Genomic DNA, 24,713 nt, shown 5'->3' on the forward strand with positions numbered 1-24,713 from the left:
AAATGACCGCCACTGTTTCTGCCAGAACCCCGGACCTGACAGCTACTGACGCAAGAGGCTTGCCCATTCGTCAGGTGGCGTACCTGCGCACAGAAGCCGGTGGTGACGTGGAAGCACGTATCACCCGACTCATCTACACCCCTGCCGGGCACCTGGCCGAACAATGGGATCCGCGGCTGTCCATACCCAATACGTGCCACGTCCATAGCCTGTCAGGTGAAACCGTCAAGACGGCCAGCGTGGACTCTGGCTCGCGGGTGACCCTGTTCGGTCTGGCCGGTCAGGAACTGCGCCATTGGGACCCGCGCGGCAATCATTGGAGCACCCTTTACGATGATCAATTGCGCCCGCTCGCCGTGGAAGAAAACGGCCAACCGGGCGTCGACACATTCACCTACGCCGACGCTTTGGCTGATTCGGCTCGCAATCTGCGTGGACAGCTGATCAGACACGACGATGTGTCAGGGTCGATCGAGTTCAACAGTTTCGGACTGCACGGCCAATCATTGGCCGAAAGCCGAACGATTGCCGATTCGGGTACCTTTGTCAGCAGCCGGACCTACAGCCCGCTGGGGGCGATACTGACTCAGACCGATGCTGGTGAGCATCAGCAAGACCTGCACTACGACATTGCCGGGCAGCTCAACCAGGTGATATTGCAACTCAAGAACGGTCAACCAGAACCTGTCCTGCAGGATGCACAGTACAACGCCGCCGGTCAGATCGAGGTGCAAATTGCCGGCAACGGTGTGCGCACCCAATGGACTTACGATCCGGCGAACGGTCGTCTCTGTACGCTCACCTCCGGTAAACCCAACGACGCATTGCAGCAGGACCTGCATTACACCTATGACCGGATGGGCAACATCCTGCGTATCGAAGATCACACGCTTCCCACCATTTACTTCGCCAACCAACGCGTGGAGGGCCTTCGGGAATATGACTACGACTCGCTGTACCGATTGATCAGTGCCAGTGGTTTCGAGGCCGAAGTGCCCAATCTGAAACCCGGTTTACCGGAGCTCGTTCAGCCCATCGACCCCGGACGTCGATACAGTTACAGCGAACACTACACTTACGATACGAGCAACAACCTGATCGAACTTCGCCATCAACGCGACGGTAATAACTTCACGCAGCACATGCGCATCGATCCGCACAGTAACCGTGGCGTTCGCCGCAAGCCGGATGATCCAGACCCGGACTTCAAAGAGCTCTTCGACCCGAACGGCAACCAGCTCTATCTGCAGGACGGCGCGCCCCCCCTGAACTGGAATGCCCGGGATCAATTAACGAAGGTCACGCTGCTGAGCCACAGCAATGGCCTGGCGGACGATGAAGAAACCTACCTCTACAGCCAGGGCGAACGTGTCTGCAAACGCCACGTCACCCACACCCGGTCAATGACTCACACCCGGGAAGTCCTTTACCTGCCGGGGCTGGACATTCACACCCGCGACGACGGTCGCGTGTTGCACGTCATTAGCCTGCCACTCGCCTTTGGCAGCGTTCGATGCTTGCACTGGGTCAGCGCAGGTCCCGATGATCTGGAACCGGATCAGCTGCGCTACAACCTCGACGACCACCTGGGTTCCTGCGCACTGGAACTGGATCGCCATGGCGCCTTGATCAGTCTTGAGTTCTATTACGCGTTTGGCGGTACGGCGTGGTGGGCGGCGCGTTCAGAGGTGGAGGCCGATTACAAAACCATTCGGTATTCCGGCAAGGAAATGGACTGCAGCGGGCTTTATTACTATGGCGCCCGGTATTACGCGCCGTGGTTGTGGCGGTGGATCTGTCCCGACCCGGCAGGCGATGTGGACGGGTTGAATCTGTATGTGTTCGTGAAAAACAATCCCGTGGCCTTTGTCGACATCGGCGGGCTGGGGCTGGGCGACTTCATGGATCAGTTTATTGAAACGCCTGAACAACGGGATTCCCGCAAAACCGACAGCGCCGCCATGCAAGCGCAATCTGTCACCAGAAGGAATTTGTCGGACAGCATTAACCGCCATATCAATATTCTCGGGATATCGAAGCGGCGGGCGCTGGATGCTCAACAACAGATTCTCAACCACCGCTCAGTCGGCGATCACGCGCTGTCTGCGGCCCGACGCACCGCCGTGCTTCTGGTGGGACAGGGCGTGAGTTACGGCGCCGGCATAGCGGTCGGCGTCGGAGCACAGGCACTGGGGGCGGTAGCACCGGGGGTGGGTAATGTAATGGGTGCTGCACTGGGTTTCGGTGTCAAGAAAGCGGTCAGTCTGGCGGTGGATTATGTGGCTGAGCGTACGGGTGCAAGCGCTTCGGTCAAGCTCAAGGCGAGCAAATTGTCCCCCGAAAAAATCATCACCAAAGCCGAGTATAAAACCCTCAACTTCATGGATTACGTTAAGCAAAAATTCGCCAACATGAACCTTTCCTCGCAAAAAAACATGCTCAAAGGCGCCAAGGAGGCAACCGGCACTGGAGCGGGTCTGATACTCAAGGCTGCCGCGCCTGACGTTGCCGGCAGCGCCAGTGCTGCGGTCAGCGGGCTACTGGGCGCCGTGGAAATCGCGCATGAGGTGGCGGGCGCGGGCACCGAGTTGTCTCCAGAGAAAATAGCCAAGGCCGACAGCAATCTATTGAAACTGATCGAGGCATTGAACGGGGACATGGACAAACTTGAGAAAGATTTCGCCGAGGCAGGCGTTAGCGCCATGCACACGTTCAGTTACTTTGGCGACAACGGCGATACCGTCGAAAGCCTGCGAAGCGCAACCAACTCGGTGGTCAACGAACTGGAATACACGCGAACCATGCTGCACTCTCGATCAAGGCAGTTCAGCGTAGTCTGAATGGGCGATAGGGGAAGTGAGAAGCGGCAAGCGCACCCATGGTATGGTGCCTGCCCGTCCTAATTCCGTTCGTCCAGCATGCTGCCCATTCCCCGCCCCTTGCGCTTGTTGTTGTACACCTTGCTGATCCTCGCCGGTGCCGCGCTGGCGGCCGGTTTCGCCCTGCGTCACGCCGAACGCCAGGCGCTGGTCGAGGACGCCGCCCGCGCCAATCAGCAACTGGCGCTGTACGCCAATTCCCTACACACCCTGATCGACCGCTACCGCGCCCTGCCCGCCGTGCTGGCGCTGGACCCGGAGTTGCGCGGCGCGCTCGATGGCTCGGTAACGGCTGAGCAACAGGACGCACTGAATCGCAAACTGGAAAAAATCAACGGCGCCGCGCAGTCCTCGACCCTGGAATTGCTCGACCGCACCGGCCTGGCCGTGGCCGCCAGCAATTGGCGTTTGCCCAGCAGTTACGTCGGCCACAACTACGGTTTTCGCCCCTACTTCAGCCAGACCCGCACCCAGGGCACCGGGCGTTTTTACGCGGTGGGCGTAACGAGCGGCATTCCTGGCTACTTCCTGTCCAGCGCGGTGACCAGCGACAGTGGCGAGTTCCTTGGCGCGATGGTGGTGAAGCTCGAGTTTCCGGAGCTGGAGCGCGAATGGCGTCAGGGCAGCGACACGTTGCTGGTCAGCGATGCACGCGGGATCATCTTTATCGCCAATCAGCCGGGCTGGCGTTATCGCCTGTTGAAGCCGTTGAACGACAGCGATCACACCGAGCTCAAGGCCACCCGCCAATACGACAAACAACCGCTGACACCGCTGGACTACCAATCGCTGCAGCGCTTTGACGACACCAGCGATCTGGCGCGCGTCGTCGGCCCTGACGGCACGGCAAACTACCTGTGGGAATCACTGCCGCTGACCACCGAAGGCTGGACCTTGCACCTGCTGCGCCGCCCGCAAGTCGCCTTCGAAGACGCCCGTAACGCCGCGCTCGCCGCTGCCGGGTTGTGGCTGGCGCTGGTGTTTCTGTTGCTGTTCCTTAACCAACGCTGGCGCCTGGCAAAAATGCGCCAACGCAGCCGCGAAGAACTCGAACAACTGGTGGAAGAACGCACCCGCGACCTGCGCACCGCTCAGGACGGTCTGGTGCAATCGGCCAAACTCGCGGCCCTCGGCCAGATGTCGGCCGCCCTCGCCCATGAAATCAATCAGCCCCTGACCGCCCAGCGCATGCAGCTTGCTACGCTGAGGCTGCTACTCGATCACGGCCGGGTCGACGACGCCTACAAAGCGCTCAAACCGGTGGACGACATGCTCACGCGCATGGCCGCCCTCACCGGCCACCTGAAAACCTTCGCGCGCAAAAGCCCCAGCGGTTTGCGCGAACGGCTGGATCTGGCGGCGGTGGTGGATCAGGCCCTGCAATTGCTCGACGCGCGCCTGCGCGATGAACAGGTCAGCATGGTGCTGCACCTGACCCGCCCGGCCTGGGTGCGTGGCGATGCGATTCGTCTGGAACAGGTGCTGATCAACCTGCTGCGCAACGCCCTGGACGCCATGCAGGGCAAACCCTGCAAGCGTCTGGAGATTCGCCTCGAAGCCGATGAACAGCTGTGGCGCTTGAATGTCATCGACAATGGCGGCGGTATTGCCGAAGAACACTTGAGCCAGGTGTTCGATCCGTTCTTCACCACTAAACCGGTGGGCGATGGCTTGGGCCTCGGGCTGGCGGTGTCTTTTGCCATCGTCCACGAAGCGGGCGGACGCCTGAGCGCCGATAATGGCGAAAAAGGCGCGGTATTCACCCTGACGCTGCCCATTGATCTGGAGGTATCCGGCTGATGCTCAACTCGGTGATGGTGGTCGATGACGAAAGCAGCATCCGCAGCGCCGTCGAACAGTGGCTGAGCCTGTCGGGGTTCGAGGTGCAACTGTTCAGCCGTGCCGATGAATGCCTGGCGCAACTGCCGAGACACTACCCCGGCGTGATTCTCAGCGACGTGCGCATGCCTGGCATGACCGGGCTGGAGCTGCTGGCCGAAGTGCAGCGCCGCGACGCCGATTTGCCGGTGATTTTGCTGACCGGTCACGGCGATGTGCCGATGGCCGTCGAAGCGATGCGCGATGGCGCCTACGATTTCCTCGAAAAACCCTTCAGCCCGGAAACCCTGCTGAGCAGCCTGCGCCGGGCGCTGGACAAGCGCCGTCTGGTGCTGGAAAACCGTGCCCTGCACGAACAGGCGGACAATCGCGCCAAACTCGATGCCACCTTGCTGGGTGTCTCCCGTGGCTTGCAGACACTACGCCGGCAGGTGCTGGATCTGGCGGCGCTGCCGGTCAATGTGTTGATCCGTGGCGAAACCGGCAGCGGCAAGGAACTGGTTGCCCGTTGCCTGCACGACTTCGGCCCCCGCGCCGACAAACCCTTCGTCGCCTTGAACTGCGCGGCGATTCCCGAGCAGTTGTTCGAGGCCGAACTGTTCGGCCATGAGAGCGGCGCGTTCACCGGCGCCCAAGGCAAGCGCATCGGCAAGCTTGAATACGCCGACGGCGGCACGCTGTTTCTCGATGAAATCGAAAGCATGCCGCTGGCCCAGCAAGTGAAACTGCTGCGGGTGTTGCAGGAGCAGAAGCTTGAGCGATTGGGCTCCAATCAGAGTATCCACGTGGATCTGCGGATCATCGCCGCGACCAAGCCCGACTTGCTGGATGAAGCCCGGGCCGGGCGTTTTCGCGAAGATTTGGCGTATCGCCTGAACGTCGCCGAGCTGCGGCTGCCGCCGTTGCGCGAGCGGCGTGAGGACATTCCACTGTTGTTCGAGTTCTTCGCGCAAAGCGCTGCCGAACGCCTTGGCCGTACATTTCCACCGTTGAGTGGGCCGCAATTGAGCCATCTGCTGAGCCACGATTGGCCGGGCAATGTGCGTGAACTGGCGAACGTCGCCGAACGCCAGGTGCTGGGCCTCGGCGAACAGGAACCGGCGGGGATCGATCCCGGCCAGTCGCTGGCGGCGCAGGCGGAAGCGTTCGAAGCCCATTGCTTGCGCGCGGCATTGACCCGGCACAAGGGCGATGTGAAAGCGGTGCTTGAAGAACTGCAACTGCCGCGCCGCACCTTCAATGAAAAGATGCAGCGCCATGGCTTGAGCCGGGAGATGTTTGTGCAGGACAGCTGAATCTTGTGGTGTCTGGGCCTCATCGCGGGCAAGCTGAACTGGCCTAATGATTTTGGACACTTCAATCGGGCGCTATGATGGCGCCCAAATCTGAGGTGTTTGGATATGCGTAAATCTTATTCCAGTGAATTCAAGCTCAAGGCCGCCAGCATGGTGCTGGACGAGGGCCAGTCAGTTCCCGAAGTCTGTGCCAGTCTGGATATTGGCCCTACCGCCTTGCGCCGTTGGGTCGACCAGGTTCGCAAAGAGCGCTTGGGTTCGACCCCGGAGGGGGCTAAGGCAATTACCGCCGATCAGCGAGAGATTCAGCAGCTCAAAGCGTTGCTCAGGCAAAAAGACCTGGACATTGAAATCCTAAAAAAGGCCAGTGCTCTCCTGCTTTTGGACTCCAAAGATCATTCTCGTTGATCAATGAGCTGGACGAGCAGTACGGCGTTAACAATTGCTGTCGGGCGTTTGGAGTCAACCGCAGCAGCTTTTACGCCTGGCGTCAGCGCCAAGGCAAGGTGAAGCCTGAGCGGGAGAAACTCAAAGCCGTGCTGGTCGAGCATCACAAGGAGTCCAGAGCGTCCGCAGGCTCTCGCACCCTTTCCAAGGAGCTGCAAGCCAAGGGGCATCGTGTCGGGCGACATATGGCTCGCAGTTTGATGCGTGAAGCCGGGGTTGCCAGTCATCAGCGGCGGCGGCACAAGTACAAATCTTCCGGCGTGGAAGCGCTGGTGGCGCCGCATGTACTCAAGCGCAAGTTTGATGTCACGGCGATCAACCAGGTGTGGTGTGGCGATGTGACGTACATCAAGGTTGGCAAGCGCTGGATGTATTTCGCGGTGGTGCTGGATCTGTTTGCTCGCCGGATCGTGGGGTGGTCGTTTTCAATGATTTCCGATGCCACGTTGACCTGCGAAGCGTTGCGGATGGCGGTCCAATTGCGAGGCCGTCCAAAAGAGGTGCTGTTTCACTCTGATCAAGGCTGCCAATACACCAGCCACAAATTCAGGAATGAGATGCGCAAGCATGGACTCCTGCACAGCATGAGTCGTAAAGGTGAGTGCTGGGACAATGCCCCGATGGAGCGTTTCTTTGGGAGCCTGAAGTCAGAGTGGGTGCCAGAAGATGGCTACAGCTCGGAGCATGAAGCCCGCGTGGATGTGCAGCGTTATGTGATGCGATACAACAACGTCAGGCTCCATAGCTACAACGATTACCGGTCGCCGGTAGCTATGGAGAAACTGGCGGCGTGAAAACCTTAACTGGTGTCCAGAATTACTTGACCAGTTCAAGCCCGCTCCCACAATGACCGAGTCGAACATAGATTTTGTGCATGAAACCGATTCTGTGGGAGCGGGCTTGCCCGCGATGAGGTCAGCAACAGGCACAGCAAATCCAAGCCCAGAATAAGCAACTTTCCGCTCACCGATCCTCTACGATAAGCGGATTTCCGCTCAACAAAACCTCCCACCCCCTCTAAACCGGCCCTCCTCCCCTTGGCACAGCTCCTGCTATAGCCCCTGCAGGCTGCGTTTAAACGCGCTCCACAAAAACAATTAAACGAAGGATCCTTCAATGGATAACTCCAACGCCCTGCCTCTTGGGTCGGCTGCCGTGCCGGTCAAAGAAAAAACCACTGCTGGCCGGATCAAATCGATCTTCAGCGGCTCTGTCGGCAACATGGTCGAGTGGTACGACTGGTACGTCTACGCCGCCTTCTCTCTGTACTTCGCCAAAGCCTTCTTCCCCAAAGGCGACACCACTGCTCAACTGCTCAACACCGCCGCAATCTTCGCCGTTGGCTTTTTGATGCGCCCGATCGGTGGCTGGCTGATGGGTCTCTACGCCGACAAGGCAGGTCGCAAACGTGCGTTGATGGCCTCGGTCTATCTGATGTGCTTCGGTTCGCTGCTGATCGCCCTGAGCCCGGGCTATGAAACCATCGGTATCGGCGCGCCGATCCTGTTGGTGCTCGCCCGCCTGCTGCAAGGTTTGTCGGTGGGTGGTGAATACGGCACCTCGGCCACGTACCTCAGCGAGATGGCGACCAAGGAACGTCGCGGCTTCTACTCCAGCTTCCAGTACGTCACGCTGATCTCCGGCCAACTCATCGCCCTGGGTGTGCTGATCGTGCTGCAAAATTTCCTGACCACCGAAGAGCTGTACGCCTGGGGCTGGCGCATTCCGTTCGCCATCGGCGCGCTGTGTGCCGTGGTCGCGCTGTACCTGCGTCGTGGCATGGAAGAAACCGAGTCGTTCACCAAGAAAGAGAAAGCCAAGGAAAGCGCCATGCGCACCTTGCTGCGCCATCCCAAGGAACTGATGACCGTGGTCGGCCTGACCATGGGCGGTACGCTGGCGTTCTACACCTACACCACGTACATGCAGAAATACCTGGTGAACACCGTCGGCATGAGCATTTCCGACTCCACCACGATTTCCGCGGCCACGCTGTTCCTGTTCATGTGCCTGCAACCGATCATCGGCGGGCTGTCGGATAAAGTCGGTCGGCGGCCGATCCTGATTGCCTTCGGCATTCTCGGGACGCTGTTCACCGTACCGATCCTGACCACCCTGCACACCATCCAGAGCTGGTGGGGCGCGTTCTTCCTGATCATGGCGGCGCTGATCATCGTCAGCGGCTACACCTCGATCAACGCGGTGGTCAAAGCCGAACTGTTCCCGACCGAAATCCGTGCCCTGGGCGTTGGCCTGCCGTATGCACTGACCGTGTCGATCTTCGGCGGCACCGCTGAATACATCGCGCTGTGGTTCAAGAGCATCGGCATGGAAACCGGTTACTACTGGTATGTCACCGCGTGCATTGCGGTGTCGTTGCTGGTGTACGTGACCATGAAAGACACCCGCAAGCATTCGCGGATCGAAACCGACTGACAGCAACATTGAGGGCGGCTGTACCGGCCTCTTCGCGGGCAAGTCGAATCGTCGCACCGCCGCTCCCACAGGTTATGTGAACGACATAAATCCCTGTGGGAGCGGCGGTGCGACGATTCGACTTGCCTGCGATGGGGACGCCTCGGTTTCAGGTCAACTCGGCCGCGGTCTGCTTCGCGTACTTGCCCTGCACGTAAGACGCCCCTGCAATCATCACCACCAGAATCCCCGCCAACACCAGCGACGAGCCAATGGTGCCGAAATCCAGGCCACCCTTTGCATGAGGTTTGGTCAGGAAGTCGCCCAAGGTCGCGCCGAATGGCCGCGTCAGCACGAACGCCACCCAGAACAGCAGCACCGACGAAATCTTCGTGAAGTATTTCAACAGCACCACCAGCGCAATGGTCGAGCCGATCAGCAGTGCGCCGCCGGCAAAACCCAGGCCCGAATCGTCGGCCAGGTAATCGCCAAGTGCAGTGCCCAAGGTGTTGGAAAACAGAATCGCCATCCAATAGAACATCTCGCCCCGGAAGGTCTGCACCTTGGTGACGTTCAGCGAATCACCGCTCAAGCGCCAGGCCGCGAAAATCCCCAACAGAATCGCAATCAGGATCATCGAGCCCGTGGCATAGCCCAATTCAAGGGTGCGGTCCATGAAGTCCGACATGGTGGTACCGGCGGTGCTGGTCGACAGAATCACGATCCAGTACAGCACCGGCTTGTAGCTTTTGGACATCAACTGCGTGACCAGCGTCAGTACAAATACACTGATCAGAATCAGCGAACTGATGGCGTAACCAACATTGAGGGTCATCGACAACAAATCCCCCGCGGTTTCACCCAGGGTCGTCGCGCAGATTTTCATGATCCAGAACGCGAGGGTGATCTGAGGAAGTTTATTCATTCAAGGTGAGCTCCAGTGTTCATGGCGGTCGTTTCTTCAGGTTATTGATCGGTGCGCAGACTGGCGGTGGAGCAGTGAAAAATAGGTAAGTGCAGGATGAAAATTCTGTCACTTAGGCAAAAGAGCCGATTAATCGCTGGTTAATACCAGTCGCTACCGACAGCGTCGATCGCACCGACGCAGCTCGCACCAACTGATCTTGCACGCAACACCACAGCCCGGCCTTGGCCGGGCTTAGTCATTTCTGGGGGAAAGCAAAAATACCGGATCGACACAAAGCCCGCTCCCACAGTGATCGAGGATGGACTGGAAATCTGCCGCTGGCCCTTGCACCATGATCACCTACCGAACGCCCCAGGAAATTCACTGTATGCCCGACGACATCCATTTCTACGAACCCGCCAACGGCCACGGCCTGCCCCATGACCCGTTCAATGCCATCGTCGGCCCGCGCCCCATCGGCTGGATTTCCTCCCAGGACGCCAATGGACGCCTGAACCTGGCGCCCTACAGTTTCTTCAACGCCTTCAACTACATCCCGCCGATCATCGGTTTTTCCAGTGTCGGGCGCAAAGACAGCCTGAACAACATCGAGCAGACCGGCGAATTCGCCTGGAACCTGGCGACGCGTCCGCTGGCCGAGCAAATGAATCAGAGCTGCGCCATGGTCGGACCGCAGGTCAATGAGTTCGAACTGTCCGGGCTGACCACCGCCGCGTCGAGAATCATTCAGGTGCCACGGGTCGCCGAAAGCCCGGTGTCGTTCGAGTGCAAGGTCACGCAGATCATTCAGTTGCAACGCGCCAACAAGGAAGTGGTGCCGAGCTGGCTGATTCTCGGCGAAGTGGTCGCCGTGCACATCGCCAAATGGCTGTTGAAGGATGGGGTGTACGACACCGCCGCGGCAGAACCGATTCTGCGCGGCGGCGGGCCGGCGGACTACTTCCAGCTGGGGCCGGAGGCACTGTTCAAGATGTTCCGCCCAGGGGCGGTAAAGTGATTACCAGAGCAGGTCGGCGTCTTCTTTGACGTCTTTGAGGTGGGTCAGCTTTTTGGCCGCGGCCTCATCGGCTTCATGAGCGGTCTTGAAAGTCTGGCCTTCCAGCACTTTGTGAAAAACCGGGGCACCGGCACCACCGAGGGCTTTGACGGCAATCGCAGCGTGGTAGCCGCCCTCGCCCGGTACTACTGCTGAAACGGCTTCAAAGTGTTCAAAGGCTTTACGTGCCATGTTGCGCATCCTGGCTAATGGAGAGTTGCGCCATTAAACCCTCAACCGGCCAGTTTGTGTACCGCTGCCTGGGACTGACCGAGGGCCTGGGTCGCCGAGACATCCTTGAAGGTATGGAAATCCAGGCTGTTGACCACCATATCCTGCACCAGCTCGGCAAAAATCTGCATTGCCGGGCTGCCGAAGTAAGCGGTCATCGCCTGTTGGCTGGCCCAGAAACCGGACACCAGCCACAACTCGGGATCGCATTGCGAGTGCTGCAGGGCGAAGCTCAGGCAACCCGATGCGTTGCGCGACGGCTCGATCAGGCTGCTCAGGCGCGCGCCGAGTTCTACCGAACGCCCGGCGCGGGCGCGAACGAAGGCCATATGACTGACGGGGATCTGCGTAGACATGTTCAACCCTCCCAGGGAGTCGAGTGGCAGCCGTGGGACGGGCTGCGACAGGATCCAAGATTAGGCGGCGCATCACAGTCACCGTTAGTCGATTTCTGCCGGCTTATTGCACAATCCTGCGCGGCTGCACCCAACGCCTATAACAATAGGTAAAACACTGTCACACCGCTGCAACATGACTTTCAAGCAAGTTTCACCGGCGTTGCCTTGCCATAACAGCGCCGCGTATTCACCCCGCGCAGAATCAGGCAAGCTTTTGACAGGATGTGTCTACCGCTGTCCCTTGCACAAATTTAAGCTCGGCCCAAGACCAACACTTCACGGAGGATTCCCTGCATGTCGTCGCTCGATCACTTTCAGGCTCCGCTTCCCGCTGACATGGAAAAACAGCGCGCGGAACTGGCCGACCTCATCCGTCGCAACACCATGGACGATGGCTCCTACGCCACTGCCGTCGGTTCGCTGTTCATGTCGCGTCACAGCAAATCCCATGATTTCGCCCCGGGGCTGGCCCAACCGGCCCTGTGCATCATGGCCCAGGGACGCAAGGAAGTTCGGTTGGCGGACGAACACTTCAATTACGACCCGCTGAATTACCTGGTGGTGTCGGTCTCGATGCCTTTGAGTGGGCGGGTGGTGAATGTCTCGCCTGACGAACCGATCCTCGCGGTGCGGCTGGACATCGATCCGGCGGAAATCACCGCACTGATTGCCGACGCCGGCCCCATCGGCGTGCCCACACGGCCCACGGGGCGCGGCCTGTATGTCGAGCGGATCGACTCGGCCATGCTCGATGCCGTGCTGCGTCTGGTGCGTTTGCTGGACACCCCCAAAGACATCGCCATGCTGGCGCCGCTGATTCGCCGGGAGATTCTGTATCGGCTGTTGCGCAGCCAGCAGGGCCATCGACTGTATGAGATTGCCATCGCCAACAGCCAGAGCCATCGCATCAGCCAGGCGATCAAATGGCTCAACGGCAACTATGAACAACCGCTGCGCATCGACGATCTGGCGCGGGAAGTGAACCTGAGCGTGTCGACGCTGCATCACCGCTTCAAGGCGATGACGGCGATGAGTCCGTTGCAGTATCAGAAACAGCTGCGCCTGCAAGAAGCGCGGCGCTTGATGCTGGCAGAAGGGCTGGAAGCGTCGGCGGCGGGTTATCGGGTGGGGTATGAAAGCCCTTCGCAGTTCAGTCGGGAGTACAGCCGATTGTTCGGGGCGCCACCGTTGCGGGATCTGGCGCGGTTGCGGTTGTCGATTTGATCCGGCATTTGTTGTGTGGCCGATGGCCTCATCGCGGGAAAGCCCGCTCCCACACGGACCGGTGTACACGGAACCCTGTGGGAGCGGGCTTGCCCGCGATGAGGCCAGAAAGGCCAACATCAAATCTGGATCAGGCGCTCAGCACTCGGCACGCCTCAGCCGGCAAGGTTACCGACACAGGATTGCCAATGCTCAACCCAACCCCCTGGCACGGCGTGCTCAACGCGGTAAACGACACCCCGGAACACTCGACGGTGGTTTCGATGGTCGCGCCGATATCCCGCACAAACGTCACCTTCCCCAGCAAGCGATTCCCCGCCGTCGCCTGGGGTTGCGACAGTTGCAGGTCTTCCGGGCGAATCAGCATTTTCACTTTCTCCCCCACCACAATGCTGCTGCAGATCGGCACTTGCAGCGCATCGCCACCCGGCAGGCTGACCTTGCCATTGCCCAACGCCGTGGCCGGAAAAATATTCCCCGAACCGATAAAGTCCGCGACGAACTCATTGGCCGGGTGCCGATAGATCTCAATCGGTGTACCCACCTGCTGCACCCGATGCTCACCCAGCACCACCACGATGTCGGCCATGGTCATGGCTTCGCGCTGATCGTGGGTGACCATGATGGTAGTGATGTTCAAGCGCTGTTGCAGCTGACGGATTTCCACCTGCATCGATTCGCGCAACTTGGCGTCCAGTGCCGACAGCGGCTCATCGAGCAGCAGGATTTTCGGCCGCGAGGCAATCGCCCGGGCAATCGCCACACGCTGACGCTGACCGCCGGAGAGTTTTGCCACCGGGCGATCAATCATTTCCTGCAGTTGAATCAGCTCAAGCAACTCCACCACCCGCGCCTGCTGATCGGCCTTGCTGACCCCACGCAGTTTCAACGGATAGGCAATGTTCTCCCCCACCGTCATGTGCGGGAACAGCGCCAGGGATTGAAACACCATACCGAAATTGCGCTGATGCGCAGGCGTATGGCCGATGTCTTCACCGTCCAGGCGAATCTCGCCGCCGGTCAGGGTTTCGAGCCCGGCGATCATCCGCAGCAAAGTGGTTTTACCGCAGCCCGACGGGCCGAGAAAACACACCAGTTTGCCCTCGGGCAAATGCAGGTTCACATCCTTTACCGCGCAGGCCGAGCCGTAATGTTTCTCGACGTTTTCCAGAATCAGACCAGTCATTTGAATCACCTCAAGAAATCAGAACGAAACGCCGCCTTCGCCAACCAACTTTTCCAGCGCCCAAATGAGCACGAAGTCGATCAGCACGATCAGCACGGCAAACGAGAAAACGGTAGGGTCGAGCGACGACACGGTGCGGCTGTACATCCAGATCGGCACGGTCACGACGTCGATGGTGTAGAGGAAATAGGTCACGGTGAATTCGTTGAACGAGACGATGAACGCCAGCAGCATGCCCGCCAGAATCCCCGACTTCATCAACGGCACCACCACATCGACAATCGCCCGAGTCGGTGAAGCGCCGAGCATTTGCGCGGCCTCTTCGACTTCGCTGCCGATGGAAAGCATCGCTGCCGTGCAGTTCTTCACCACGAACGGCAGCGCCAGAATCACGTGGGCAATCACCAACCGCGAGGTGGTGATCTGGAACGGCAGGCTGTCGAACACCAACAGCAAGGCCAGGCCCAGCACCACCATCGGGAACACCAGTGGCAACGACATCAATTGCAGCGCCACCGCTTTACCGCGGAACTCGCAACGGGTCAGGGCATAGGCTGCCGGCACCGCGATGATCGTGGCGAAGATCATGGTCAGGCAGGCCACCATCAGGCTGGTGCTCATGGCTTTACCCAGGCTCAGCACGTCGCTGGCGTCCGGCGAGACGAAGGTGTGCCAGGCGGCCTTGTACCATTGCAGGCTGTAGCTGCTGGGCGGAAAGTCGAGGTTCGACGCGCCGCTGAACGACATGACGATCATGGTCAGGATCGGCAGCACCGCCAGCAGCAAAATGAAGCCCGAGAGAATGCCGGCGAACTTGCCGGTATCGCCCGGCAACAGCGACTGACGCTTCTTGATCAAAGTGCTCATTGCGAAGCCTCCAGCATGCGCCGACGACGGCCAGTGATGTATTCGGACAAGGTCATGATGGCGAGCGTGGTAACGATCAGCACCACACCGGCCGCGGACGCGGCGGGCCAATTCATCAGCGGGGCGATCTGGTCATGGACCATCACCGCCAGCATCGGCACGCGCCGACCGCCGAGCAGCAAAGGCACCACGAAGCTGCTGGCGTTGTAGGCGAACACCAGCGTTGCGCCGGTGATGATCCCCGGAAAACTCATCGGCAACACCACTTGGCGAAACACCTGCAAGCGACTGGCGCCCAGGGTGGCGGCGGCTTCTTCGTAAGTGCGGGCGACGCCGCGCATGGCGCTGGCAATCGGCAGCACGGCCAGCGGGAACGCGGTTTGCACCAGGCCCATCAATACGCCGTTCTGGTTGTACAGCAGCATGATCGGGCGCTTGATCAGGCCCAGGCCCATCAGCGCCTGATTGAGCATCCCACCCGGGCCGAGAATCACCAGCCAGCCGTAGCTTTGCAGCAGCAGGTTGACCAGCAACGGCAGCAGCACCGCCGCAAGGAAAATCCGCCGCACAAACGGTGAGGTCAACCGCGACATGGTGTAGGCCACCGGGATCGCCAGCAGCACCGCGATCACCGCGCTGATCAGCGCCAGGCGCAGGGTCAGCAGCAAGGATTTGAGGTAGTACGGTTCCAGCAATTGCGCGTAACTGGCCAGGCTGAAGCCGGACCACTCCGCACCTTTGGTGCCCACGCTCATGCGCAGCACCAGGAGGCTGGCGGCAATCAGCACGCCGAGAAACAGCATCGACGGCGACAGGAAAAGCCACGCACGCGCTGTCGGTGAGACACCCCGAGTGATGCGCGTGGGTGCCGCGCTTACCGGATGAGTCAGAGGTTGGTGTTCCATAGCAAGGGTCTCGTCAATGGAAAGCAGCTGGCAAACACAGTCCTCAAAACCACCGCGAACCCTGTGGGAGCGGGCTTTGTGGCGAGGGGGCTTGCCCCCGTTCGACTGCGAAGCAGTCGTAAACCATCTCATGCGGTACACCTGATGCACCGCGATGACAGGATTCAGGGCCGCTTCGCGCCCCAACGGGGCGATGCGGCGTTCCGACAAGCCCCCTCGCCACAAAAGCCCGCTCCCACATTTGATTTGTGGTGCTCTCAGGGCTTGCGTACGCCACTCGATCAGGAAGAAAAGATTTCCGTGTAACGACGAATCCATTGGTCATGTACGGTGGCCAGGAAGGCGTTGTCGTGCATGATCGCCTTCTCGGCAATCTGCTCCGGCGTGAGGATGTACGGGCTCTTGCGGGCTTCGGCGGAGATGATCGCCTTGGCGTTGACCGGGCCGTTGTAAATGTCTTCGGCCATCTTGCCCTGCACCAACGGGTCCAGAGAGTGGTTGATGAAGGCATAAGCCAGGTCGGTATCGCCTGGACGATTTTTCGGCATCACTGAGAGCATCAGGTCGGTGTAGAAGCCTTCCTTCATGCCGAAGGTGGCGCCCAGACCGTAGGCCGGGTCGCGGATCTGTTTCGGGAAAAACGCCGGCGCGTACAAGCCGCCCATGTCCAGAGAACCGGTGCGGAACAGCTCGGCGATCTGGTTCGGGTTTTCACCCAGGGTGACCACGCGGCTCTTGAGCTCGGCGAGTTTCTTGAAGCCCGGTTCGATGTTGTGTTCGTCACCACCGGCCAGTTTGGCGGCGATGATGATCAGGTCCATAGCCTCGGTCCAGTTCGGCGGCGGCAGGAAAATGTTCGGCGCCAGGTCGGCGTCCCACATCGCAGCGTAGCTGTCCGGGGCTTCTTTCTGGGTGCGGGTGCTGTAGACCAGGCTGTTACACCACAGCAGGTAACCGATACCGTGGCCATTGGCGCCGGTGCGGTATTTCTCCGGTACATCCACCAGGTTGGGGATGCGGTTGAGGTCGGGTTTTTCCAGCAGGTTGGCGGCCGCCAGGCCTTCGGCGCCGACGCCGGCCAGGGTGATGATGTCGTACTGCGGGCGATCACCGCCGGCCTTGAGTTTGGCGACCATTTCCGAGGTGCTGCCGGTGCGGTCAGCGATGACCTTGCAGCCGTACTTGTCTTCGAAGGTCGCCGCGATATTGCGCAGTGCTGCAAGGCCGGTGTCATCGGACCAGGTCAGCAGGCGCAGGGTCTTGCCCGTAAAGCGCGTGTCGCTGGCATTGGCCCGGATGAACGGCATGCTCATGGCTGCCGCGGCTACCGACGCCACGCCCACGGTTTTGATGAATTGACGTCTGTTCAGATCATGCTTGCCCATGAAGGACTCCCTTTGTTTTTTTAAGTATGAGGTTGGTCGCAACCGTTGCATCCGCGCGGCCAGATCGGCTTGAAGTCCCCGGTTTCAAAGGACTTGAGCTTGACCTGCGGGTTCATCCTGAGGTCGTGCAAAACACCTGACTATCGATAAAAACTCATTGAAGCCATGACGCTGGCGCATGCCTCATCAAGAGGCATGCGCTCACTGTTTTCGTGCTGTCAGACGGCCCGAATCACATGCTTGATTTCCTGGAACGCCTGCAAACCCCACGGCCCCAATTCGCGGCCGATGCTGCTCTGTTTGTAGCCACCCCAGGCGGTCTGCGGGAAGATCACTTGCGGCGCGTTGATCCACACAAGCCCCGCCTGCAAAGCGTTGGCGACCCGATCGGCGGCCTCGCTGTCGCGCGTGACCACACTGGCGACCAGACCAAACTGGCTGTCGTTGGCCAGGGCAATCGCTTCAGCCTCGGAGGTGAAACTGCGCACGCAGATCACCGGGCCGAAAATCTCTTCGCACCACAACGCACTGTCGAGGGGCGCGTCGATGAAAATGGTCGGCTGCAAAAAATAGCCGCGCGACAGGTCCGCCGGACGATTGCCGCCGCAGATCAGCTTCGCGCCAGCGCTCAAACCACGATCGATGTGGCCCAGCACCCGTTGGTATTGCGCCTGATTGACCAGCGCGCCCATTTCCACGTTCGGGTCGAACGGGTCGGCCACGCGAATGGCTTCGGCACGGGCCTTCAATCGCGCAACAAACTCATCCGCCAACTCATCGGCGACCAGCACGCGACTGGTCGCGGAACACATCTGCCCGGCGTTGAAGAAACCACCGCCACAGGCCACTTCCACCGCCAGTTCGATGTCGGCATCGGCGAGCACCAGCAACGAGGACTTGCCACCCAGTTCCAGGCTCACGCCTTTTACGGTTTCCGCCGCCCGCTGCATCACCTGCACACCCACCGCGTTGCTGCCGGTGAAGGAAATCTTGGCAATGCGCGGGTCAGCCGACAGCGGTGCGCCAACCGCCAGGCCGGTGCCGCAGACCAGGTTGAACACACCGTTTGGCACACCGGCCTCGGCAATGATCGTCGCCAGTTCCAGCTCCGGCAGCGGCGTCACTTCAGACGGTTTGAGCACCACGCAGCAACCGGCGGCCAGGGCCGGGGCGAGTTTCCAGGCGGTGGTGACCATCGGGAAATTCCACGGCACGATCAACCCCACCACACCGCACGGTTCGCGGCGCAAACGGGCGCTGAAATCATCGCTTGGCAATGCCACGGCGCTGTCTTGTTTCGCGTCCAGGCCTTCAGCCAACTCGGCGTAATACTCGAAGGTGGCGATCACGTCGTCGACGTCGATGGCCGCTTCGAACAGCGGTTTGCCGTTGTTGCTCGACTGCAACTTCATCAACTGTTCGCGACTGGCCTGCACGCCTGCGGCGATTCTGCGCAGGATCGCCCCGCGCTCGGCGCCGGTGGTTTTCGACCATTGCTTGAACGCATGGGTCGCAGCGGTGACGGCCTGATCGACAGCGTGTGCATCGCCGCCGTTGACGGTGGTCAGCAGCGCTTCGGTCGCCGGGTTGATCACGCGCAAATGTTCGTTGCCAGCCGACCATTGGCCGTTGATGTACAGGCCATCCAGTGCCGTTGGGAAAGTCATGCGGAAAGTCATTTCGACACCGCCTTCATCCACGAAGTCTGATCGATTTCAATCAGGGTCGGGCCCTGGCGATCGGTGGCCAGGCGCAACGCCTCACGCAAGCTGTCAACACTGTTGACAGCTTCGGCCGCGCAGCCCAGGGCCTTGGCCACACCGATGAAATCGGGGGTGTAGATGTCCACGCCCACCGGCTCGATGGCGCGGTTGACCATGTATTTCTTGATCTCTTCGTAGCCCTGGTTATTCCACAGCAACACGATCACCGGCGTGCGCGCTTCCACCGCGCTGGCCAGTTCCGGCAGGGTGAATTGCAGGCCGCCGTCGCCGATCAGGCACACTACCGGCGGCCGCGCACCACCTTCGACGCTGCCACCAAGCCAGGCGCCAATCGCCGCCGGCAGGGCGTAACCGAGGGTGCCGTAACCGGTGGAGGAATTGAACCAGCGACGCGGTCGTTCCGGGTTGAACGTCAGGTTGCCGGTGTACACCGGTTGGGTCGAATCGCCGACGAACACCGCGTTCGGCAATTCGTACAGCACGGTTTCCAGGAAACGGGTCTGGGCCAGGGTTGGGGCGTCCCAGGTCGCGGCCAGTTCCTCACGCAAGCGAGCGGCGCGCACCTGCCCCCAGTCGTTGCGGCGCTCGGCCAGCGACTTGTGGGACAACGCGCTCAACAGGGCCTGGGCGGCATTGCGCGAGTCGGCCACCAACGCCACCTTCGGCGGGTAATTACGCACGGTCTGGTCTGGGTCGATGTCCACGCGCAGCAATACGCCGGGAATTTCGAAGCCGCCGGCGAAGGTGATGTCGTAATCGGTTTCGGCCAGTTCGGTGCCGATGGCCAGCACCACGTCGGCCTCAGCCACCAGCGCACGGGTGGCCACCAGGCTTTGAGTCGAACCGATCAGCAGCGGATGGCTGGATTCGAGCATGCCTTTGGCATTGATGGTCAAGGCCACTGGCGCATCCAGCAGCTCGGCCAGTTCAGTCAGCTCGGCCGCGGCATCGATGGCGCCGCCACCGGCGAGAATCAACGGGCGCCTGGCCCCGGCCAGCAAGTCGGTCATGCGGCTGATCGCGCTGGGCGAAGCACCGGCGCGGTCGATGTTCACCGGCACGCTGGCGAGCAAATCATCGGCCTCTTCGACCAGCACGTCCAACGGGATTTCGATGTGCACCGGACGCGGACGCCCGGCCTGGAACAGCGCGAAGGCCCGCGCCAACACACCTGGCAATTCCGCCGCCGACATCAAGGTATGGGAGAACGCCGCCACACCGCCGACCAGTGCGCTCTGGTTCGGCAGCTCATGCAGCTTGCCGCGCCCGCCGCCCAATTGGCTGCGCGATTGCACGCTGGAGATCACCAGCATCGGGATCGAGTCGGCGTAAGCCTGGCCCATGGCGGTGGTGATGTTGGTCATGCCGGGGCCGGTGATGATGAAGCACACACCCGGTTTGCCGCTGGTGCGCGCATAGCCGTCGGCCATGAAACCGGCGCCCTGTTCGTGGCGCGGAGTGACGTGGTTGATGCTCGAACGGGCCAGCCCGCGATACAGCTCCACGGTATGCACCCCGGGAATGCCGAACACCTGCTCGACCCCGTAACCTTCGAGTAACTTGACCAATACTTCGCCGCACGTCGCCATGTGTTTGCCCTTTTTGTTCGTTTGAGACGCCGGGCCTGCGCAGTGTTTATGATGGGTTGGCAGGTCCAGGGATGGCCTCATTGGAACGGGCGACACGTAGCCGCAACAATGGATAAAAAGTCATACTAGCCATGTCCTCACGTCATACCTTGGATCCCAATGAAACGACTGCCTCCCCTGCCGGCGCTGCACACTTTTCTGATCACCGCGCAGTGCTGCAACTTCACCCGGGCCGCCGAACAGCTGCACATCACCCAAGGCGCGGTGAGCCGGCAGATCGCCGGGCTGGAAGATCATCTGGGTTATGAGCTGTTCATTCGCCAGGCGCGGGGCTTGAGCCTGACCGCCGAAGGACGTGAGTGGTTGCCACGGGTGCAGCAGATTTTCGGCCTGATCGACGAGGCGGTGGAGCAGATCGGCGAGAAGCGCGAAACCTTGCAACTCAAGGCCCCGACCTGCGTGATGCGCTGGCTGTTGCCGCGCCTGTTGCAGTGGCAAAAGGAACGCCCGGATGTACCGGTGGAATTGACCACCACGGTGAAACACGGCGTGGACTTTCATCGCGAGCAATTCGATGCGGCGGTGATGTATGGCACGCCACCGGACAGCTCACTGGCCTCCCATCATTTGTTCGATGAGCAACTGACGCCCGTGTGTTCCCGGCCGATGCTTGAAGGGCCACTGGTCTTGCAGACCCCTGCAGACCTGCAACAGCACTTGCTGCTGCATCCGACCCGGGATGAACGGGACTGGAAAGCCTGGTTGAAAGCGGCGGATATTCATCTGAGCAATGTCGGCAAGGGCCAGCATTTCGAAACCCTGGACCTGGCGATGTCGATGGCGTCCCAGGGCACGGGCGTGGCGATTGGCGATTGGTCGTTGATCGGCGATGACCTGAGCGCCGGGCGGCTGGTCATGCCCTTTGATTTGAAGGTGAAAACCGGGTTGGCGTATTACCTGGTGTTCCCCGAGAAACCTGCGCCTTCACCGAAGTTGCGCGAATTGATGGGGTGGTTGGTGGAACAAGCGCAGAGTCGCTGAACCCCAAAAAGCATCGCGAGCAAGCCCGCTCCCACAGGATATCCACTGTCCTGTGGGAGCGGGCTTGCCCGCGATGGAGGCCGTACAGTCGACATCAATGTTGAATGTAAGTCCGTCTTCGTCGGATCGCCGCCCGGAGCCGGCTCACTCCCACAAGTGATCAGTGAACTCAATAGCCGACAGTAAACCGCTGGCGGGAATGCTTCGGCGCTTCCACTTCATCGAGCAGCGCAATCGCGAAGTCAGCAAAAGTGATCCAGCTGCGGCCCTGCGCACTCACCAGCAAGTCATCCTTGCCCACTCGAAACGCGCCCGTACGCTCACCTTCGACAAACTCCGCCGACGGCGACAGGAAGGTCCAGTCCAGGTCCTGTTCCTGACGCAAGGCCGTGAGGAACTCGGCACCGGCACTGGCCTCGGCCTTGTACTCCGGCGGAAAGCCTTCGCTGTCGATCACCCGCGTGCCACCCGGCAGCAACAGCGAACCGGCACCGCCCACCACCAACAGACGTTTGACCCCGGCCTTCTTCACCGGCTCGATGACGGCGCTGGCGGGGATGGTAGAGAAATGCGCAGCACTGATTACCGCGTCATGGCCGGCTACTGCCGCTTGCAGAGCAGCGGCATCGAGCACGTCGACGTTTTTGCTCACGACACCGGCACGCTGGCCGATTTTCGAGGTGTCGCGGGCGATGGCGGTGACACTGTGACCGCGACGCAGGGCTTCTTCCAACAGTTGGCTACCGGCACGACCGGTGGCACCGATGATTGCGATTTTGCTCATGACGTTCTCCAGTTGGTTTGGGTGTACGCGAAATTACTTGGTTTGCATTGATCAGTGTGGCGAGGGGGCTTGCCCCCGTTCGGCTGCGAAGCAGTCGTAAAACCTGTGCATACGGTGCGGCTGAAAGAATGTAGGGGAGTGCTTCGCACTCCAACGGGGGCAAGCCCCCTCGCCACAGCAAGCCCCCTCGCCACAAAATCTCACGCTGCAGCATTGGCTACTCAGCGAGTTACCACTTCATCTCGCCCTTGGCGACTTTGGCGCTCAGTTCGAGCGAGCTTTCTTCGCCCAGGGTCGGGTAGCGTTTTTTCATCGCGCCGATCAGTTCGGCTGAATCTTTCGCCTTGACGGTTTCTTCGTCGAACGCCTTGATGTAATCAGCGGTGAACTGCACAGCAGCCAGAGAGCGAGCGCTCTCGCCCAGGTAGTGACCCGGCACGATGGTGTTCGGCTTCAAGGCTTCGATCGTGTGCAACGTCGTCAGCCAATCGGCATGGGATTGCGGAGTCTGGGTGTCAGCCATCCACACATGAATGTTTTCCGCGACCACCACACCACCGACCACGGCCTTGATCGACGGAATCCACACAAAGCTGCGATCCGGTTGCTTGCCGTCCAGGCCGACTACCTGCAGTTTCTGCCCTTCCAGCATCAGACTGTCGCCCTTGAGCACGTGCGGCACGATGGTTTTGTTCGGCACGTCAGCGCCCATTTTCGGGCCCCAGAACGCCAGTTTGCCGTCGACGGTTTTCTTGATGTGATCAACGGTCGGTTGCGAGGCCAGTACCTTGGCTTTCGGGAACGCTTTGGTCACGGTGTCGAGGCCGAAGTAGTAATCCGGGTCACCGTGGCTGATGTAGATGGTGGTCAGTTGCTTGCCGCTGGCGCGGATTTTTTCCACCACTTGTTCGGCCTGGGATTTGCCGAATTGTGCGTCCACCAGAATCGCTTCCTTCTCGCCGCTGACCAGTACCGAGGTCACCGGGAAGATCGCGTTGGTGCCCGGGTTATAGACGTCCAGGGTCAGGGTCGACGCCGCAGCGGCGTGGGCCGCGAAGCCCAGTGCGGCGGTTGCCAGAAGAATGCGTTTGATTGAAGTGAAGCCGATCATCTGTTGCTCCGTTGTCCGAATGCCGTGCTGGCGATGGGATAGAGCTTAGTTGCCTGGTTCGATACAAAAAATGCGATGCTTGAACATAGTTTGTTTCTGAAAGCGGGCAAATCATGGATCGTCTACAAGCAATGCGAGTGTTCGTCACGGTGGTGGACCTGGGCAGCCAATCGGCCGCCGCCGATCATCTGGACCTGTCGCGGCCGGTGGTTTCACGGTATCTGGCGGAGCTGGAAGATTGGGTCGGCGCACGCCTGATGCACCGCACCACGCGCAAATTGAGCCTGACCGCCGCCGGCAGCGAAATCCTCCCCCGCTGCCGACAGATGCTCGATTTATCCAGCGACATGCAAGCCGCCGTCAGCGAGCCGGACGACGCTCCGCGCGGCCTGCTGCGGATCAGCGTCAGCACCTCGTTCGGCCAGGCACAACTGGCGGACGCCATGGCGGCTTACGTCAAACGTTACCCCGGCGTGAGTATCGACCTGCAGATGCTCGACCGCACGGTGAACCTGGTGGATGAGCGTATCGACCTGGCCATCCGCACCAGCAACGACCTGGACCCGAACCTGATCGCCCGGCGGCTGACGGTCTGCCGCTCGGTGATCTGCGCCTCCCCCGCTTACCTGCGCGAGCACCCGACGCCGCAACGGGTCGAAGACCTGAGCCTGCACAATTGCCTGACCCACTCCTACTTCGGCAAAAGCCTCTGGCATTTCGAGCAGGATGGCGAACCGGTCTCGGTGCCAGTGCAGGGCAACATCAGCGCCAACGAGGCCAGCACGTTGTTGCGCGCCACGATGGCCGGGGCCGGTGTGGCGATGCTGCCCAGTTACCAGGCCGGCGTGCATATCCACAGCGGCGAGCTGATCCGCCTGCTACCTCAGGCCGAGCCCCGGCAGATGAACATCTACGCGGTATATGCCTCACGCAAGCACATGCCGGTGGCGCTGCGCAGCATGCTGGATTTCCTGGTGCTCAGATTTCCGGAAGAACCGGCGTGGGATGCAGGACTGTAAACACCTCCTCTGTGGGAGCATCAATGTTCTGAATATCGCGTTAAACGCGGGGCGGTTTTGCTGGCAACTCATCCGCGCTGACCTATGCTCAAAACAGTACCGAAAGGTATTCGTTCAGAGGTCAACGCCATGAACATCAAAACAAGAAGATACCTCGCCATTTTCATCACCTGCGCGGCGACGTTGGCGCTGTATGGCACAGCCGCCTGGCGTGTCGAACAGTTGCGCAAAGTGCCCCGTGACTTCGCGAGCTGCAACTTCGAGCGCTGCATCCCCCACAGCGCGAGCCTCAACGCCCTCCGCTGACGAACACCTTGTGTCGAGGGGGCTTGTCGGAACGCCGCACCGCCCCGTTCGGCTGCGCAGCAGTCGTAATTCGGTGAATGCGGTGTTCTCATTGAAATGCTGGG

The 24,713-nt window shown here is 60.4% G+C and carries 22 protein-coding genes; 11 read left to right on the forward strand and 11 right to left on the reverse strand.

The window, feature by feature from the left end; all coding sequences use genetic code 11:
• Positions 1-2: 2 nt before the first annotated feature.
• The 6 genes from J3D54_RS02165 to J3D54_RS02190 all read left to right on the forward strand — a co-directional run bounded on the left by J3D54_RS02165 (position 3) and on the right by J3D54_RS02190 (position 8,896).
• On the forward strand, positions 3-2,840 hold the full coding sequence (locus J3D54_RS02165) for an RHS repeat-associated core domain-containing protein (protein WP_253416509.1): 2,838 nt from the start codon (positions 3-5) through the stop codon (positions 2,838-2,840).
• A gap of 78 nt (positions 2,841-2,918) precedes the next feature.
• On the forward strand, positions 2,919-4,679 hold the full coding sequence (locus J3D54_RS02170; protein WP_253416510.1) for an ATP-binding protein: 1,761 nt from the start codon (positions 2,919-2,921) through the stop codon (positions 4,677-4,679).
• The gene (locus J3D54_RS02175) at positions 4,679-6,013 is read left to right on the forward strand and encodes a sigma-54 dependent transcriptional regulator (protein ID WP_253416511.1); all 1,335 of its coding nucleotides are present in this window, start codon (positions 4,679-4,681) and stop codon (positions 6,011-6,013) included. The genes J3D54_RS02170 and J3D54_RS02175 overlap by 1 nt, the downstream gene beginning before the upstream one ends.
• Before the next feature lie 105 nt (positions 6,014-6,118).
• Positions 6,119-6,421, forward strand: a complete 303-nt coding sequence (locus J3D54_RS02180; RefSeq protein WP_047230570.1) for an IS3 family transposase — start codon at positions 6,119-6,121, stop codon at positions 6,419-6,421.
• Positions 6,418-7,254 carry an IS3 family transposase gene (locus tag J3D54_RS02185; RefSeq protein ID WP_253416512.1) on the forward strand — a complete coding sequence of 279 codons (837 nt, stop codon included), beginning with the start codon at positions 6,418-6,420 and terminating at the stop codon, positions 7,252-7,254. The genes J3D54_RS02180 and J3D54_RS02185 overlap by 4 nt, the downstream gene beginning before the upstream one ends.
• 322 nt (positions 7,255-7,576) lie before the next feature.
• Positions 7,577-8,896 carry an MFS transporter gene (locus J3D54_RS02190; protein WP_253416513.1) on the forward strand — a complete coding sequence of 440 codons (1,320 nt, stop codon included), beginning with the start codon at positions 7,577-7,579 and terminating at the stop codon, positions 8,894-8,896.
• Positions 8,897-9,044: 148 nt separating this feature from the next.
• Here the strand turns inward: J3D54_RS02190 and J3D54_RS02195 are convergent, their stop codons facing one another.
• A complete protein-coding gene (locus tag J3D54_RS02195) occupies positions 9,045-9,800 on the reverse strand; it encodes a hypothetical protein (RefSeq protein WP_253416514.1) in 756 nt (251 codons plus the stop codon).
• Between the two features lie 370 nt (positions 9,801-10,170).
• Between J3D54_RS02195 and J3D54_RS02200 the strand changes: the two genes are divergently transcribed.
• Positions 10,171-10,800, forward strand: coding sequence for a flavin reductase family protein (locus tag J3D54_RS02200; RefSeq protein ID WP_253416515.1), 630 nt, complete (start codon positions 10,171-10,173; stop codon positions 10,798-10,800).
• On the opposite strand, the gene J3D54_RS02205 is transcribed toward J3D54_RS02200, so the two are convergent.
• Both J3D54_RS02205 and J3D54_RS02210 read right to left on the reverse strand, forming a co-directional pair.
• Positions 10,801-11,031, reverse strand: a complete 231-nt coding sequence (locus tag J3D54_RS02205) for a hypothetical protein (protein WP_253416516.1) — start codon at positions 11,029-11,031, stop codon at positions 10,801-10,803.
• A gap of 41 nt (positions 11,032-11,072) precedes the next feature.
• Positions 11,073-11,426 (reverse strand): putative quinol monooxygenase, encoded by a 354-nt coding sequence (locus J3D54_RS02210; protein WP_253416517.1) that lies wholly within the window; start codon positions 11,424-11,426, stop codon positions 11,073-11,075.
• 336 nt (positions 11,427-11,762) lie between these two features.
• On the opposite strand from J3D54_RS02210, the gene J3D54_RS02215 reads away from it, so the two are divergent.
• Positions 11,763-12,692 (forward strand): AraC family transcriptional regulator, encoded by a 930-nt coding sequence (locus J3D54_RS02215; protein WP_253416518.1) that lies wholly within the window; start codon positions 11,763-11,765, stop codon positions 12,690-12,692.
• A gap of 130 nt (positions 12,693-12,822) precedes the next feature.
• On the opposite strand, the gene J3D54_RS02220 is transcribed toward J3D54_RS02215, so the two are convergent.
• The 6 genes from J3D54_RS02220 to J3D54_RS02245 all read right to left on the reverse strand — a co-directional run bounded on the left by J3D54_RS02220 (position 12,823) and on the right by J3D54_RS02245 (position 20,348).
• On the reverse strand, positions 12,823-13,878 hold the full coding sequence (locus tag J3D54_RS02220; protein WP_052967300.1) for an ABC transporter ATP-binding protein: 1,056 nt from the start codon (positions 13,876-13,878) through the stop codon (positions 12,823-12,825).
• Between the two features lie 18 nt (positions 13,879-13,896).
• Entirely contained in the window at positions 13,897-14,745 is an 849-nt protein-coding gene (locus tag J3D54_RS02225; protein WP_253416519.1) for an ABC transporter permease, read from the reverse strand.
• The gene (locus tag J3D54_RS02230; RefSeq protein WP_253416520.1) at positions 14,742-15,650 is read right to left on the reverse strand and encodes an ABC transporter permease; all 909 of its coding nucleotides are present in this window, start codon (positions 15,648-15,650) and stop codon (positions 14,742-14,744) included. Before J3D54_RS02230 ends, J3D54_RS02225 begins: the two co-directional genes overlap by 4 nt.
• A 281-nt stretch (positions 15,651-15,931) precedes the next feature.
• Entirely contained in the window at positions 15,932-17,035 is a 1,104-nt protein-coding gene (locus J3D54_RS02235; protein ID WP_018926559.1) for an extracellular solute-binding protein, read from the reverse strand.
• A 218-nt stretch (positions 17,036-17,253) separates the two neighbouring features.
• Positions 17,254-18,702: an aldehyde dehydrogenase family protein gene (locus J3D54_RS02240; protein ID WP_253416521.1), complete on the reverse strand. Its 1,449-nt coding sequence runs from the start codon at positions 18,700-18,702 to the stop codon at positions 17,254-17,256.
• 8 nt (positions 18,703-18,710) lie between these two features.
• Positions 18,711-20,348 carry a 5-guanidino-2-oxopentanoate decarboxylase gene (locus J3D54_RS02245; RefSeq protein WP_253416522.1) on the reverse strand — a complete coding sequence of 546 codons (1,638 nt, stop codon included), beginning with the start codon at positions 20,346-20,348 and terminating at the stop codon, positions 18,711-18,713.
• Between the two features lie 159 nt (positions 20,349-20,507).
• Between J3D54_RS02245 and J3D54_RS02250 the strand changes: the two genes are divergently transcribed.
• Positions 20,508-21,389 carry a LysR substrate-binding domain-containing protein gene (locus J3D54_RS02250; RefSeq protein WP_253416523.1) on the forward strand — a complete coding sequence of 294 codons (882 nt, stop codon included), beginning with the start codon at positions 20,508-20,510 and terminating at the stop codon, positions 21,387-21,389.
• A 169-nt stretch (positions 21,390-21,558) separates the two neighbouring features.
• On the opposite strand, the gene J3D54_RS02255 is transcribed toward J3D54_RS02250, so the two are convergent.
• Positions 21,559-22,173, reverse strand: a complete 615-nt coding sequence (locus J3D54_RS02255; RefSeq protein ID WP_253416524.1) for an NAD(P)-dependent oxidoreductase — start codon at positions 22,171-22,173, stop codon at positions 21,559-21,561.
• Between the two features lie 229 nt (positions 22,174-22,402).
• Positions 22,403-23,284, reverse strand: a complete 882-nt coding sequence (locus tag J3D54_RS02260) for an MBL fold metallo-hydrolase (RefSeq protein WP_253416525.1) — start codon at positions 23,282-23,284, stop codon at positions 22,403-22,405.
• Between the two features lie 113 nt (positions 23,285-23,397).
• On the opposite strand from J3D54_RS02260, the gene J3D54_RS02265 reads away from it, so the two are divergent.
• Complete coding sequence (locus tag J3D54_RS02265; RefSeq protein ID WP_253416526.1) at positions 23,398-24,303, forward strand: LysR family transcriptional regulator; 906 nt, start codon at positions 23,398-23,400, stop codon at positions 24,301-24,303.
• Positions 24,304-24,432: 129 nt separating this feature from the next.
• Complete coding sequence (locus J3D54_RS02270; protein WP_181150695.1) at positions 24,433-24,609, forward strand: hypothetical protein; 177 nt, start codon at positions 24,433-24,435, stop codon at positions 24,607-24,609.
• Positions 24,610-24,713 lie beyond the last annotated feature (104 nt).

The organism is Pseudomonas sp. GGS8 (genome assembly GCF_024168645.1).
GTDB lineage: Bacteria > Pseudomonadota > Gammaproteobacteria > Pseudomonadales > Pseudomonadaceae > Aquipseudomonas.